This window comes from Pseudomonas fluorescens, assembly GCF_001648775.1.
In the GTDB taxonomy this organism is placed as follows: domain Bacteria; phylum Pseudomonadota; class Gammaproteobacteria; order Pseudomonadales; family Pseudomonadaceae; genus Aquipseudomonas; species Aquipseudomonas fluorescens_M.
Genome location: NZ_LVEJ01000006.1, coordinates 1 through 14083 on the forward strand (window position 1 = coordinate 1; position 14083 = coordinate 14083).

General features: G+C 59.0%; 10 protein-coding genes. 7 read left to right on the plus strand and 3 right to left on the minus strand.

Features of this window, described 5'->3' with window-relative positions; all coding sequences use genetic code 11:
• A partial coding sequence (locus A8O26_RS07775; protein WP_301336274.1) for a calcium-binding protein occupies window positions 1–1251 on the plus strand: 1251 nt, incomplete at its 5' end.
• 166 nt (window positions 1252–1417) lie between these two features.
• On the opposite strand, the gene A8O26_RS07780 is transcribed toward A8O26_RS07775, so the two are convergent.
• Complete coding sequence (locus tag A8O26_RS07780; RefSeq protein ID WP_064117485.1) at window positions 1418–4312, minus strand: ribonucleoside-diphosphate reductase subunit alpha; 2895 nt, start codon at window positions 4310–4312, stop codon at window positions 1418–1420.
• Window positions 4313–5086: 774 nt separating this feature from the next.
• On the opposite strand from A8O26_RS07780, the gene A8O26_RS07785 reads away from it, so the two are divergent.
• Together A8O26_RS07785 and A8O26_RS07790 are read left to right on the plus strand one after the other, a co-directional pair.
• Window positions 5087–5809: a response regulator gene (locus tag A8O26_RS07785; protein WP_064117486.1), complete on the plus strand. Its 723-nt coding sequence runs from the start codon at window positions 5087–5089 to the stop codon at window positions 5807–5809.
• Complete coding sequence (locus tag A8O26_RS07790; protein ID WP_064117487.1) at window positions 5806–7416, plus strand: ATP-binding protein; 1611 nt, start codon at window positions 5806–5808, stop codon at window positions 7414–7416. Before A8O26_RS07785 ends, A8O26_RS07790 begins: the two co-directional genes overlap by 4 nt.
• Before the next feature lie 116 nt (window positions 7417–7532).
• Here A8O26_RS07790 and A8O26_RS07795 read toward each other — a convergent pair whose 3' ends face one another.
• Together A8O26_RS07795 and A8O26_RS07800 are read right to left on the minus strand one after the other, a co-directional pair.
• A complete protein-coding gene (locus A8O26_RS07795) occupies window positions 7533–8258 on the minus strand; it encodes a 4'-phosphopantetheinyl transferase family protein (RefSeq protein ID WP_064117516.1) in 726 nt (241 codons plus the stop codon).
• Window positions 8259–8408: 150 nt separating this feature from the next.
• The gene (locus A8O26_RS07800) at window positions 8409–9200 is read right to left on the minus strand and encodes a dienelactone hydrolase family protein (protein WP_064117488.1); all 792 of its coding nucleotides are present in this window, start codon (window positions 9198–9200) and stop codon (window positions 8409–8411) included.
• Window positions 9201–9343: 143 nt separating this feature from the next.
• Between A8O26_RS07800 and A8O26_RS07805 the strand changes: the two genes are divergently transcribed.
• From A8O26_RS07805 to A8O26_RS07820, 4 genes are all read left to right on the plus strand, one after another.
• The gene (locus A8O26_RS07805) at window positions 9344–9949 is read left to right on the plus strand and encodes a hypothetical protein (protein ID WP_064117489.1); all 606 of its coding nucleotides are present in this window, start codon (window positions 9344–9346) and stop codon (window positions 9947–9949) included.
• A gap of 149 nt (window positions 9950–10098) precedes the next feature.
• The gene (locus tag A8O26_RS07810) at window positions 10099–10776 is read left to right on the plus strand and encodes a response regulator transcription factor (RefSeq protein WP_008079190.1); all 678 of its coding nucleotides are present in this window, start codon (window positions 10099–10101) and stop codon (window positions 10774–10776) included.
• A complete protein-coding gene (locus tag A8O26_RS07815) occupies window positions 10773–12119 on the plus strand; it encodes an ATP-binding protein (protein ID WP_064117490.1) in 1347 nt (448 codons plus the stop codon). Before A8O26_RS07810 ends, A8O26_RS07815 begins: the two co-directional genes overlap by 4 nt.
• 306 nt (window positions 12120–12425) lie before the next feature.
• Window positions 12426–14057 carry a hypothetical protein gene (locus A8O26_RS07820; protein WP_064117491.1) on the plus strand — a complete coding sequence of 544 codons (1632 nt, stop codon included), beginning with the start codon at window positions 12426–12428 and terminating at the stop codon, window positions 14055–14057.
• The last annotated feature ends 26 nt before the right edge of the window (window positions 14058–14083 follow it).

Genomic DNA, 14083 nt, shown 5'->3' on the forward strand with positions numbered 1-14083 from the left:
GGCGCAGGTGCTGACCAGTTCTTCGGTGGCGATGGTTTTGACACGGTCAGCTACGTTGACAGCCTCTCGGGCGTGACAATCAACTCCAAAACCGGCGTCAACACGGGTATCGCTGCCGGCGATTCCTACAACAATATCGAACAGATCCGGGGCTCCAGTTACGGCGATATCTTTGTCGGCAGTGCCGGCGTGGATCGTTTTGATGGTGGCGATGGCAACGACATCCTCAGCTTTGCGGGTGAAAATGCCGGCGTTACGCTGGATCTGAGTGCTGCGGTGCTTACCGGTATTGCGGCGGGAGATTTCTACACGTCGATCGAGGGATTCCAAGGTTCTGCTTATGCCGACACCTTCACTGGCTCCGCGGCCGTGCGGGAGAGCTTTATTGGCGGTGCTGGTGCGGATACTTTGATTGGTGTGGGGCGTGGAGACTCTGCCTGGTACGTCAATAGCGCCGAGTCGGTGCAGGTCAATCTCCTGACAGGTTCCGGCACTGGCGGCGATGCTCAGGGGGATGTGCTCACCAATATCGATAATCTGGTCGGCTCAGCCTTCAATGACACTTTGACCGGTAATGCCTTCGCCAACATGCTGGAAGGTGGTGACGGTAACGACGTTCTCTATGGCGGTGATGGCAACGACATTTTGTACGGTCACAGCTTCACCAACACTGGCGCCCTGGCGGTACCTTTCGCCACGGATAACCAGGCCGATATCGTCTATGGCGGCAACGGTGATGATTACATCATCGGGTATGTGCGTGATGTCGGTTCGGTTTTCTACGGCGAAGCCGGCAATGACAACATTACGGTCATTTCGGGTATCGCCGACGGGGGCGACGGCAATGACACGTTGATGGGCTTGGGTCATGGCTATGAGTTGCGCGGCGGAGCGGGTGCCGACAAGTTGTATCTGAGCGCTTCCGGTGACGGTTATGGTGGAGAGGGCAGCGATGCGTATTTCGTGTCTTCCAAAACCATGGTCGCGATTTTCGATGACGGAACCACAGGGATCGATGTGGTCACTCTGAGAAACATCCAAAGTGTCAGCGATGTCCGGATCATGCAAAACGATCAGGGCGCCTACATCTTCAACGCCGCCGATCTGCAGAGCGGCAATCTGGACTCCGGCGTGTTCCTGAAAGACTGGTACAAGGGCGCCAACACCATCGAAACGTTCTACACCAACAATGGCGAGTCCTTCACCATTCCGGTGGTTGGACAGGCAATGTCTGAAGCATTCACGGTGTGATGATTAACTAGCGACAACAGAAAAACGGCGAAGCCTGTACTCAGGTTTCGCCGTTTTTTTTGCTTCGATTTTTATTCAAGACAAAAGAAAACCCCCGATAAACCAGAAGTCTGTCGGGGGTTTCTTTTGGAAAGCTCAGGCGTCTCGCAACGCCTGAGTGCTCAGCTTATTGGCAAGCTTCGCAATCCGGCTCGTCGATCGCGCAAGCCTTTGGCACTGGAGCAGGACCGGCAGGAGCTGCCAGAACCGAATCGTCGCCGTGGTTGCCGCCGCTGGAAACAGCGTTCAGCTTGCTGGTGCTGATGGTCGACTTCTCGGTGCTGGTCGCGGCCAGGGCACGGAGGTAGTAAGTGGTTTTCAGGCCACGGTACCAGGCCATGCGGTAGGTCACGTCGAGTTTCTTGCCCGATGCGCCAGCGATGTACAGGTTCAGCGATTGGGCCTGGTCGATCCACTTCTGACGACGGCTGGCCGCGTCAACGATCCACTTGGTGTCCACTTCGAACGCGGTCGCGTAGAGCTCTTTGAGTTCTTGCGGGATGCGCTCGATCTGCTGAACCGAACCGTCGTAGTACTTCAGGTCGTTGATCATGACCGAGTCCCACAGACCGCGAGCCTTGAGGTCGCGAACCAGGTACGGGTTGATCACGGTGAATTCGCCCGACAGGTTCGATTTCACATAGAGGTTCTGGTAGGTCGGTTCGATCGACTGCGAGACGCCAGTGATGTTGGCGATGGTCGCGGTCGGTGCGATGGCCATGATGTTGGAGTTACGAATGCCTTTCTGAACACGGGCGCGAACCGGTGCCCAGTCCAGGGATTCATTCAGGTCAACGTCGATGTACTTCTGGCCACGTTGCTCGATCAGGATCTGTTGCGAATCCAGTGGCAGGATGCCTTTGGACCACAGCGAACCCTGGAACGTCTCGTAAGCGCCGCGCTCGTCAGCCAGGTCGCAGGACGCCTGGATCGCGTAGTAGCTGACCGCTTCCATCGACTTGTCGGCGAACTCGACGGCAGCGTCGGAACCGTAAGGAATGTGCTGCAGGTACAAAGCGTCCTGGAAGCCCATGATGCCCAGACCGACCGGACGGTGCTTGAAGTTGGAGTTCTTCGCTTGTGGCACCGAGTAGTAGTTGATGTCGATAACGTTATCGAGCATACGAACGGCGGTGTTCACGGTGCGTTCCAGCTTGGCGGTGTCCAGCTTGCCGTTGACGATGTGGTTCGGCAGGTTGATCGAGCCCAGGTTGCAAACGGCGATCTCGTCCTTGTTGGTGTTCAAGGTGATTTCGGTGCACAGGTTCGAGCTGTGAACCACGCCGACGTGCTGCTGCGGGCTGCGCAGGTTGCACGGGTCTTTGAAGGTCAGCCATGGGTGGCCGGTTTCAAACAGCATGGAGAGCATTTTGCGCCACAGGTCTTTGGCCTGGATGGTCTTGAACAGGCGAACCTTGCCTGGGTATTCGGTCAGGGCTTCGTAGTACTCGTAGCGCTCTTCGAAGGCTTTACCGGTCAGGTCGTGCAGGTCCGGTACTTCGGATGGCGAGAACAGGGTCCACTTGCCGTCATCGAAGACGCGCTTCATGAACAGGTCAGGGATCCAGTTGGCAGTGTTCATGTCGTGGGTACGACGACGATCATCACCGGTGTTCTTGCGCAGCTCGATGAACTCTTCGATGTCCATGTGCCAGGTTTCCAGGTAGGCACACACAGCGCCTTTGCGCTTGCCACCCTGGTTAACGGCCACAGCGGTGTCGTTCACCACTTTGAGGAACGGAACCACGCCTTGCGACTTGCCGTTGGTGCCCTTGATGTACGAACCCAGTGCACGCACCGGCGTCCAGTCGTTGCCCAGGCCACCGGCGAATTTCGACAACATGGCGTTGTCGTGGATCGCGTGGTAGATGCCCGACAGGTCATCCGGCACGGTGGTCAGGTAGCAGCTCGACAGCTGTGGACGCAGGGTACCGGCGTTGAACAGGGTCGGGGTCGACGACATGTAATCGAAGGACGACAGCAGGTTGTAGAACTCGATCGCACGGTCTTCTTTCTGCTTCTCTTCGATCGCCAGGCCCATGGCCACGCGCATGAAGAAGATCTGCGGCAGTTCGAAACGAATACCATCCTTGTGGATGAAGTAACGGTCGTACAGGGTTTGCAGGCCCAGGTAGGTGAATTGCTGATCGCGCTCGTGGTTGATCGCCTTGCCCAGTTTTTCCAGGTCGAAGGAGGCCAGCACAGGGTTCAGCAGTTCGAACTCGATACCTTTGGCGATGTAGGCCGGCAGCGCCTTGGCGTACAGGTCGACCATCTCGTGGTGAGTGGCGCTTTCAGCGACACCGAGGAAACCCAGGCCTTCGGCACGCAGGGTGTCCATCAGCAGGCGGGCGGTCACGAACGAGTAGTTCGGCTCGCGCTCGACCAGCGTACGGGCGGTCATCACCAGGGCGGTGTTGACGTCGGTCAGGGCCACGCCGTCGTAGAGGTTTTTCAGGGTTTCGCGCTGGATCAGGTCGCCGTCGACTTCTTCCAGGCCTTCGCACGCTTCGGTGACGATGGTGTTCAGACGGCCCATGTCCAGCGGCGCCAGGCTGCCGTCGGCACGGGTGATGCGGATCGACGGGTGCGCGTTGACCGCCTCTTCGGCCGGTGCGTGGGCAGCGCGTTCTTTCGAACGACCGTCACGGTAGATCACGTAGTCGCGAGCGACTTTCTGCTCACCGGCACGCATCAGGGCGAGTTCGACCTGGTCCTGGATTTCTTCGATGTGGATGGTGCCGCCCGAAGGCATGCGACGCTTGAAGGTCGCGGTGACTTGTTCGGTCAGGCGGGCAACGGTGTCGTGGATTCGCGACGAAGCGGCAGCGGTGCCGCCCTCAACTGCGAGAAACGCTTTGGTGATAGCGACGGTGATCTTGTCATCGGTGTAAGGAACGACAGTGCCATTACGCTTGATCACGCGCAGTTGACCAGGCGCGGTGGCTGCCAGATCCGAAGTCGAATCGGCGGCCTGCGGCAAGGTGCCCTGCGGGTTCTCGCGAGTTGTGTCGGTTTGCATGGGTGTCTCCACGTTCTCTATGTTTGTTTGGGCACCATCACGGTGCCCACCGTTCCGTCCTGAAGCACTACAACCGGCACGCGCCGGGCATAACGACTTCGGGACAGTTCAGGAAGAGGGCCTTGTGAGCGCCGCTTCCATGCCGAAGTCTTCGGTCCACGCGATACGCGTGAATCCGCATTCCATTCCGGGAGCAGTTTCGTCACTGCAACACCCGTACCGTAAACGCCGTGATCGGCTGAAAATCGGTAGCCATCCGCAGGCGCGGTTTGGGCTTCTGAAAATACGTTTGGTTCAACCCGACAATGGCAATAAAAAGCCTTGAATTTACTGTCGGGTTTGTGTTTGGTTTTTTAGCGTCAAACCCTACATGTAGGGTTTTTTTTCGCTCGGGCTACAAGATAATGCGTTTCAGGGGGGGATTGCAACGTACTACCTGTGGATAAGCCTGTGCGTAAATTGTGTAAGAAATCCCGAATTCACGTGTAGGCCGCGAAGCTGCTGAGCTAGACCGTCTGTCACTGTTTTTGCATCGGGAAAAACGCTTCAGCGGATTTTTAAGGGCGCGAACCCTATCACAAAAAACCGCCTTGTCCGAACGCATTTACCGACTTGTGTTCTGCCTGTACGCCGTTTATACAATCGGGCCATGCACAGGCATCTTTATCCTCCCGGAACATGACAAAAAGACGGGAGGATTCAGAGCGACAGGGGTTTGTGCGTCTGGGCAATTGCTTTTCTTCTATTAATAAAAACAGCAAGCAGAGGTCACCGGTGGAGCAACAAGCCTTTCAGGTATTGATCGTCGAGGATGACCAGCGACTGGCCGAACTCACGCGTGACTACCTGCTCGCCAATGGACTGCGCGTCAACATCGAAGGCAACGGTGCATTGGCGGCGGCGCGGATCATCAGCGAGCAGCCGGATCTGGTGATCCTCGACCTGATGCTGCCGGGCGAAGATGGCCTGAGCATCTGTCGCAAGGTGCGCGATCGTTATGACGGGCCGATTCTGATGCTCACCGCGCGTACCGACGACGCCGACCAGATTCAGGGGCTGGACCTGGGCGCCGACGATTACGTCTGCAAACCGGTGCGTCCGCGTCTGTTGTTGGCGCGGATCCAGGCGCTGCTGCGACGCAGTGACACACCGGAACCGGCCGCAGAAAAATCCCGTCGTCTGCAATTCGGTCCGCTGCTGGTCGACAATGCCTTGCGCGAAGCCTGGCTGAGCGACAACGGTATCGAGTTGACCAGCGCCGAGTTCGACCTGCTCTGGTTATTGGTGTCCAACGCCGGGCGCATTTTGTCCCGCGAAGAAATCTTCACCGCCCTGCGCGGCATCGGCTATGACGGCCAGGACCGCTCGATCGATGTACGCATCTCGCGCATCCGCCCGAAAATCGGTGACGATCCCGACCATCCGCGCTTGATCAAGACCATCCGCAGCAAGGGCTACCTGTTCGTTCCTGAAGCCTGCGTAGACCTGCCGCTGTGAATTCGATCTTCCTGCGCATCTACGGCGGCATGTGCGCAGCGCTGATTCTGGTGGCAGTGCTCGGCGTGCTGGCGCTGAACCTGCTCAATCAAGTGCGCAGTGAGCAGTACCGCGAGCGCCTGGCCCACGGCACGTTTTCGCTGATGGCCGGCAACCTGCAACCGATGAACGAAACCGAACGCCACCGGGCGCTGCTGGTGTGGGAGCGTCTGCTGGGTATTCCATTGGCGCTGAAGGCATTTGCCGAAACCGATCTCGACCTCGCCCAACGCACCCGCGTGCAGCGCGGCCAGGCCCTGGTCGAACAGACCGGGCCGCATGCGGCCAAGGTGTATCGACTGGTCAGCGACAAGGAACAGCTTGTGCTGGTGGGGGAGGTGCAACAGATCAGCGAGCAACTGGCCCGCGCCACTATTTACCTGTTGGCCGATGAACTGGTGCGCGTGCCGGTCGGCGAGCAACCCAAGCGCCTTGCGCAGATAAAGCAAGAGAAGGGTTTTGGATTCGACTTGCGGCTGGTCACGGCCGACGACGCCGATATGGACGAAGACCAGAGCCGGCGTGTGTCCGAGGGCGACACGGTAATGGCGTTGGGCAAGGGCGGTGATTCGATCCGCGTGTTCGCCGGCATGGTCGGCACGCCGTGGGTACTGGAAATCGGCCCGCTGTATCAAATGAACCCGTACCCGCCGGAGTGGCTGGTGCTGATCGCCGCCCTCGGGCTGAGCTTGATCGGCCTGATCGTGTACTTGCTGGTGCGTCAACTCGAACGACGTTTGCGCGGTCTCGAAGCGGCCGCCACGCGCATTGCCAAGGGCAGCCTGGAAACTCGTGTGCCGGCGCGCGGTGCCGACTCGGTCGGGCGTCTGGCGGCGGCGTTCAACGGCATGGCCGAGCACTTGCAGCAGTTGCTGGCGATCCAGCGCGAACTGGTGCGGGCGGTGTCCCATGAGTTGCGCACGCCGGTGGCGCGGCTGCGTTTCGGTCTGGAAATGATCGGTTCGGCGACCACGCCGCAAGCGCTGGAGAAGTACCGCGAAGGCATGGACCACGACATCGAGGACCTCGATAAGCTGGTCGATGAAATGCTTACTTACGCCCGCCTGGAGCAGGGCTCGCCGGCGCTGACGTTCCAGCGCATCGATCTGGACGCGCTGGTCAATCAGGTCATCGAGGAACTCGCGCCGCTGCGCGCCGAGGTTACCGTGCAGCGCGGCTTGTGTTTGTCGGCGGCCGATAATGACGCCGCCTGGGTCGAGGCCGAGCCGCGCTATTTGCACCGGGCGATGCAGAACCTCGTAAGCAATGCCATGCGCCATGCGAGTTCGCAGGTGACGGTGAGTTATCAGGTCGGGCAGTTGCGTTGCCGCGTCGATGTCGAGGATGACGGGCCGGGCGTGCCGGAAGTGGCGTGGGAAAGGATTTTCACGCCGTTTCTGCGTCTGGACGATAGCCGTACACGGGCGTCGGGCGGCCATGGTCTGGGTTTGTCGATTGTGCGGCGGATCATCCATTGGCATGACGGCCGGGCGATCATTGGCAAGAGCAAGAGTCTGGGTGGGGCCTGTTTCAGCCTGAGTTGGCCGAGGAATCAGGAACGCCGGTAAGGTTTGTGGTGGCTGTGATGCCGCCTTCGCGAGCAGGCTCGCTCTGACAGGGGAATGCATTCCAAATGTGGGAGCGAGCCTGCTCGCGAAGAGGCCCCGACAGGCGCTGAAAATCCTCAGGCCTTGATGCTGACCAGACTCAACAACTGCCCATCCTGCACCCCGAACTGCGCCTCAAGTTCGCTGCCGTTGCGCCATTCCGCCGACAAGTCCGTCAACAAGCGCAAGCGAACCTGACCTGCCTCCGTCCACTCCAGCACTTCCGCATGCTCGAAATAAAAACGCTGCTGCACGATCGGATACAGCGCCTTGAACAGACTTTCCTTCACCGAAAACGTCAGCGTCACCCACAACGCCAACTGATCCCGCGACGCGGCGGTCATGCGCTGCATCTCTGCCGGCGTGAGAATTTCCCCGGCCAGGCGCTCGGCGCGTTCGGTGTTCAGCAGGTTTTCCAGGTCCATGCCCAAACCGCGCCAGTGCTGCTTGTTGGCGACAATCGCCGCCGCACGGCCGGTGCTGTGGGTGATCGAGCCGCAGATGTGCGCCGGCCACACCGGTGCGCGATCCTCGCCAATCGCCGGCACCACGCCGCTGCCCTCAAGTTGCTGCAACGCCGCCCGGGCGCAGATCCGCCCGGCAAGAAACTCTGCCTGACGCTTGGCCACCGAACGTTGAATGCTCGGCGGTGCCGTGACGGCGCTGCGCTGAAAATCATCGCCTAGCAGTTGGGCCGGATCGAAATGAGTGCTGAGCAGCACGGTGTCGGGCAACACCGTCGGCAACGGCCAGTGGCTGTCGAGCGCGGTGCAGCAGGCGGGAAGGGCGGGGGTGAGATTCATGGCGGGCATTTTGCCGGTTAGTCGTGGCAAGGTCGAGATTGGCGGTGAAGCTTTCGCGAGCAGGCTCGCTCCCACACTGGATCTATGCCACCGAGTAGATCCCCTGTGGGAGCGAGCCTACTCGCGAAGGTCGCACCGCGGTCCCTCTGATCAGCTGAAGATTTTCTGGAAGAACGCTTTCATGTCCGCCCAGGATTTTTCATCCGCAGCCTTGTTGTACCCGATGTCCGGGCCACCGTGCTCGCCATGGCTCAGGCGATCGGCATCGGGGTTGGTGAAGCCATGCTTGGCGCCATCCAGACTGACAAATTTGTAGTCAGCCCCGGCCTTGTCCATTTCTGCCTTGAACGCGGTGACATTGTCCGCGGTGACCATGCTGTCCAGCGCGCCGTGCTCGACCAGAATCTTCGCCTTGACGCTGCCGGGCGTCGCCGGGGTTTTGGTTGCCAGCGCGCCGTGGAAACTCACCACGCCTGCCAGTGGTTCACCTTGCCGCGCCGCGTTGAGCACCACGCCCCCGCCAAAGCAGTAGCCGATGGCGGCGAGTTTGTTCGCGTCAGTTTGTGGTTGCTGCTTGAGCAAATTCAGCCCCGCCTCAAAGCGTTTGCTGGAGGCTGCCGCGTCCGCCGTCGCCGCCTGCATGAACGCCATCGCATCTTTCGGGTGTTCGGTGTTCTTGCCTTCGCCATACATATCAATCGCCAGCGCGCTGTAGCCGAGACCGGCAAGATCGCGGGCGCGGCGTTTGGCGTAATCGTTCAGCCCCCACCACTCATGCACGACGACGACGCCCGGGCGCTTGCCTTTAATGGCGTCGTCGTAGGCGTAATAACCGATGAGCTGGGTGCCATCGGCGCTTTTATAGGGGATTTCCTCTGTCTTGATCGCAGCCTGAGTGAGGCTGCTGACAGCCAGCAACGTGAGGGCGAGGAACAGGCGCATGGTCGGGTCTCCTTATCGAAAGTGGTCAAAACAGCCTAGTCGATTTGATTCAGGTCAGGTTCAGAGACGGTTCAGGGTCGGTACAGGGGCGGGTCAGTAACCTTGCGCCATACCCAAACAGCACTGTGAAAGAGGAAATACCCATGACTCGTTTTAACCAACTGTTGCTGGCATTTACCCTGTTAGGCTCCAGCATCGCGGCCAACGCCGACGACACCAGCAACTTTGCCGGCCTGACTTTCGGCCAGACCAGTGACAAGATCGACAAGTCCCACGCCCTGAACAACAACCTCGATCACCCGAACGCCACTGGCGCGATTGACGGCAACAACACCTACGGCGTACGCCTCGGTCAGCAAAACAGCCAGGGTCGCTACTACGCCACCTACGACAACGTGTCCGGTTCGCACAATGGCATTAAACTGCGTCAGGAAAACCTGCTGGGCAGCTACGATCTGTTCTACCCGGTGGGCGGCAGCACCAAATTGTTCGGCGGTGCCACGGCCGGTCTGACCAAGCTGACCCAGGATTCGCCAGGCTACAGCCGCGACAGTGACATCGGTTACGCCGTCGGCGGCCAGGTCGGTGTGTTGCAGCAAGTCACCCAGAACACTTCGGTGGAACTCGGTTACCGTTACCTGATGAGCAACGCCAGCACCGAAATGAAAGAGAGCGGTGGCAGCAAGCAGGGCTCGCTGGATTTGAACAGCAGCGCCCAGACTTACCTGTCGGCTAACTACAATTTCTAAGGAGCGAGTCGCCCTGGAATCCTGTGGGAGCGAGCTTGCTCGCGAAAGCGATGTTTCATTCAACATCATCGTTGACTGGATAATCGCCTTCGCGAGCAAGCTCGCTCCCACAGGGGGTTGTGGAGATTTCAAGTGATTAGGAGAAGGTCATGAAACTGTTGGTCGTCGAAGATGAAGCGCTGTTGCGCCATCACCTGCAAACCCGCCTCACGGAGAGCGGTCACGTGGTCGAGTCCGTGGCCAATGCCGAAGAGGCGCTGTACCAGACCGGACAGTTCAACTTTGATTTGGCGGTGATCGATCTCGGCCTGCCGGGCATGGGCGGGCTCGACCTGATCCGCCAGTTGCGCTCGGGCGGCAAGACCTTCCCGATCCTGATCCTCACCGCGCGCGGCAACTGGCAGGACAAGGTCGAAGGCCTCGCCGCCGGTGCCGACGATTACGTGGTCAAGCCGTTCCAGTTCGAAGAGCTCGACGCGCGCCTGAATGCCTTGCTGCGCCGCTCCAGCGGTTTCACCCAGTCGACCATCGTCGCCGGCCCGCTGCTGCTCGACCTCAATCGCAAACAGGCGACCCTCGACGAACAACCGTTGGCGCTGACCGCCTACGAGTACCGCATCCTCGAATACCTCATGCGCCACCATCAGCAAGTGGTGCCCAAGGATCGCTTGATGGAACAGCTCTACCCGGACGACGACGAGCGCGATCCGAATGTCATTGAAGTGCTGGTCGGTCGCCTGCGCCGCAAACTCGAAGGCCCGGCCGGGTTCAAACCGATCGACACCGTGCGTGGCCTCGGTTACCTGTTCAACGAGCGCTGCACTTGATTCGTTCGCTTCGTGTTCGTCTGATGCTCGCCGCCACCACGTTGGCGGTGTTGTTCATGCTTGCCTTGCTGCCGGCGATGCAAGGCGCGTTCAGTCTCGCCTTGCAAGACTCGATCGAGCAGCGGCTGGCTTCCGACGTGACCACGCTGATCTCTGCCGCGCGCATCGAAAACGGTCGGCTGGTGATGCCCAATCAGTTGCCGGATGAGCGTTTCAACCTCACCGACTTCCGCTTGCTCGGCTACATCTACGACCGCGAAGGGCACCTGGTGTGGCGTTCGAAAGCCACCCAGGAAGAACAGATCAACTACAAACCGCGCTATGACGGCCTCGGCAACGAGTTCGCGCGGATCCGCGAAGCCAACGGTCAGGAATTCTTCGTCTACGACGTCGAAGTCAAACTGCTCGGCGGCAAGAGCGCGGCGTTCAGCATCGTTGCCCTGCAACCGGTGCGCGAATACGAAACCACCCTTGAAGGCCTGCGCGAGAATCTCTATCTGGGCTTCGGCGCGGCATTGCTCGTGTTGCTGGCGTTGTTGTGGATCGGCCTGACCTGGGGCCTGAAAGCCCTGCGCCAACTCAGTCAGGAGCTCGACCAGATCGAAGGCGGCACCCGCGAAAGTCTCACCGAACAACACCCGCGCGAATTGCTGCGCCTGACCGGCTCGCTCAACCGTTTGCTGCACAGCGAACGGCAACAGCGCAGCCGTTATCGCGATTCTCTCGATGACCTCGCCCACAGCCTGAAAACCCCGTTGGCGGTGTTGCAAGGCGTCAGTGAAGACATGGCCCAACGCCCCGAAGAACGCGATCAAGCCTGGGTGCTGCAAAGCCAGATCGAACGCATGAGCCAGCAGATCAGCTATCAACTGCAACGCGCGAGCTTGCGCAAAAGCGGTCTGGTGCGCCATCAGGTGCGGCTGCAACCGGTGCTGAAAAGCCTCTGCGACACCCTCGACAAGGTCTACCGCGACAAGCGTGTGCGCGTGGCCTTTGATCTGCCCGAGCATTGTTACGTGCCGATCGAGCAGGGCGCGTTGCTGGAGATGATGGGCAACCTGCTGGAAAACGCTTATCGCCTGTGCCTGGGCGAAGTGCGCATCAGCGTGCGCGAGACCCTGGCCGGAATTGAACTGTGCGTCGAAGATGACGGCCCGGGCGTACCGCCGGATCAGCGTGCGCGGATTCTCGAGCGTGGCGAACGGCTGGATGCCCAACATCCGGGGCAGGGCATCGGGTTGGCGGTGGTCAAGGACATCATCGAAAGCTACAACGCGAAATTGGCGCTGGGTGATTCGCCGATGGGTGGGGCGGCGTTCAGGATTCATTTTCCTGCGGTTTAGTGGGCGGCAATGGTGGCCCCTTCGCGAGCAGGCTCGCTCCCACCTGTGTTGGCGGTGTTCATACCAACTGGGGGAGCCCGCTTGCTGGCGATGATGAATCTTCGCTCGCACATTTGAAAACCGATCCCCTGTGGGAGCGAGTCTGCTCGCGAAAGGGCCCGTCCAGCCAACCCATCTTGCGGGCTTGCCGTCCGTCGGAAAATGCCGCTGACCTGTTAGTTCTTACAGTAGCCAGCGAAACCGCTACGGTGTCTGATTCTTGCTATCCGTCGCATAGCGCGACTTGTTCAGCAAGGAGCACGTGCGATGACTAGCGATCAGCCAGAAACCGGCTTATTGATCAATTTTCCTCTTAAGTTTGCTGGGGCCACCCCGGACGTTATCGTCAATCCAGCGCCGCCCGCTGGCGTGCCGGTCGAAGGGCTGCCGCAGGCCAGTTTTAGAGAGGTGGTAGGACTCGACGGTAACCGTGATGGCGCGGCGCGGGCGGTGGTCGACCCGCCCACGGGCGGTGAGTATACGGCTATCGCGCTCTACATGAAGGGGCCCCGCGATAGTGCGCGGCAATTCATCGATCGTAAGGATGTGTCGCCCGACGAGCAGAATGATCGAACGTATTTCGAGGTCTACCAGTCACTGCTCGGCGACGGCGTGCACGTCTTTACTTACGACGTGGAACGCGCCAGTGGCAACAGCGGCCCATCAACGGAATCATGGGCGCTCTATCACCGCGACCTGCCCGGCGGCAATGACGTGCCGGGTACTGGCCCCCACCCCAACCTTGCCATCAGCCTGCCTGCAGAGTTGGGCGAGCCACCCCGCATCGGTAAGGAAGAAATGGACGCAGGCGTTCCGTGCACGCTGTCCTACATCTTTCGGCGGGCATACGACCAAGTCACGCTGGAACTCAATCGCTATCGCTTTTACTTCACCGTCCAGCCCGAGCAGGTCGGCAAACCGTACGTGATCACTATTACCCGGGAAATGTTTGAACTGGCTGGCAACAGCCCTCGGTTTGCGATTTCCTACACGGTGGTCGATCAGCTCAATAACCCGACGGATAAACGACGCTGGTCGAAGGTGATCGAGGCTGATGTCGATACCGAACGTGTAACGCTGGAACCGGCAGTCCTCAGGGAAATCCCTACCGAGAACAATGACGACTCAAGCATTGTCGATCTGACGAAGATGAAAGGCGGTCCGTTATGGGCATTGATCCATCTGGTCGACAGGGTCTGGAGAGCCGGGGATGAAATCCATTTGAAGTTCACCGCCATGTTCGGGGGCAGCGAAGTTGCTACCCATGCAGCAACAATGCCGATCACGCAGGTTCCCGGGCAGTTCTCATGGGAGATCCCTAACAACAAAGTCATTGCCGACAGCCGTGTCGAAGTTGTTTATGAGCAAGTCAGAGGGGGCGCTGTGATCGGTACTTCGAAGGCTGCCACCGCGCAGGTGGTAGGCGAGGTTGTTCCTATTCTTTCTGAAGACTTCGAAGCCTATCCAGATGGGACGATCTTTCCTGCTGGAGAACGCACAGAACTGCCGAGCATGTACGTGACCGTTTCGCCAGGAGTACTTTTCCCTGCCAGGATAACATCGGGTAGCGCTCATACACCCGGAATAAATGATGGTAAATCGCTCTACGCAATACATGGCAGCATTGGTACTACACGGTTGGACTTCAAAGCCACCTACTCTGCAATTCGATTTGGAGCTGTAATGGCCGGTTGGGACCAATCTCAATTTATTTATAGAACATATGATGCTCAGGAGAATTTGCTTGAAGAAAAGATTTTTGTTAATCAAGGAATTGTAGGGATTCAACAGACCTTGATTTTTTCTAAACCAGGTATTGTTCGGCTTGATCTTCGCCATGATTCAGCGCAGGGGATGCCAGCCAATCTGGTTGTCGATAAGTTCGTGTTCACGCCATAGAAATCGAATAACAGTTTAAAGGATCG

What these genes read in the sequence shown, in the direction of transcription:
- A8O26_RS07780 (WP_064117485.1), bottom strand. Translation starts at nt 4,312, where the DNA reads ATGCAAACCGACACAACTCGCGAGAACCCGCAGGGCACCTTGCCGCAG.
- A8O26_RS07795 (WP_064117516.1), bottom strand. Translation starts at nt 8,258, where the DNA reads ATGAATCTCACCCCCGCCCTTCCCGCCTGCTGCACCGCGCTCGACAGC.
- A8O26_RS07800 (WP_064117488.1), bottom strand. Translation starts at nt 9,200, where the DNA reads ATGCGCCTGTTCCTCGCCCTCACGTTGCTGGCTGTCAGCAGCCTCACT.
- A8O26_RS07805 (WP_064117489.1), top strand. Translation starts at nt 9,344, where the DNA reads ATGACTCGTTTTAACCAACTGTTGCTGGCATTTACCCTGTTAGGCTCC.
- A8O26_RS07810 (WP_008079190.1), top strand. Translation starts at nt 10,099, where the DNA reads ATGAAACTGTTGGTCGTCGAAGATGAAGCGCTGTTGCGCCATCACCTG.
- A8O26_RS07820 (WP_064117491.1), top strand. Translation starts at nt 12,426, where the DNA reads ATGACTAGCGATCAGCCAGAAACCGGCTTATTGATCAATTTTCCTCTT.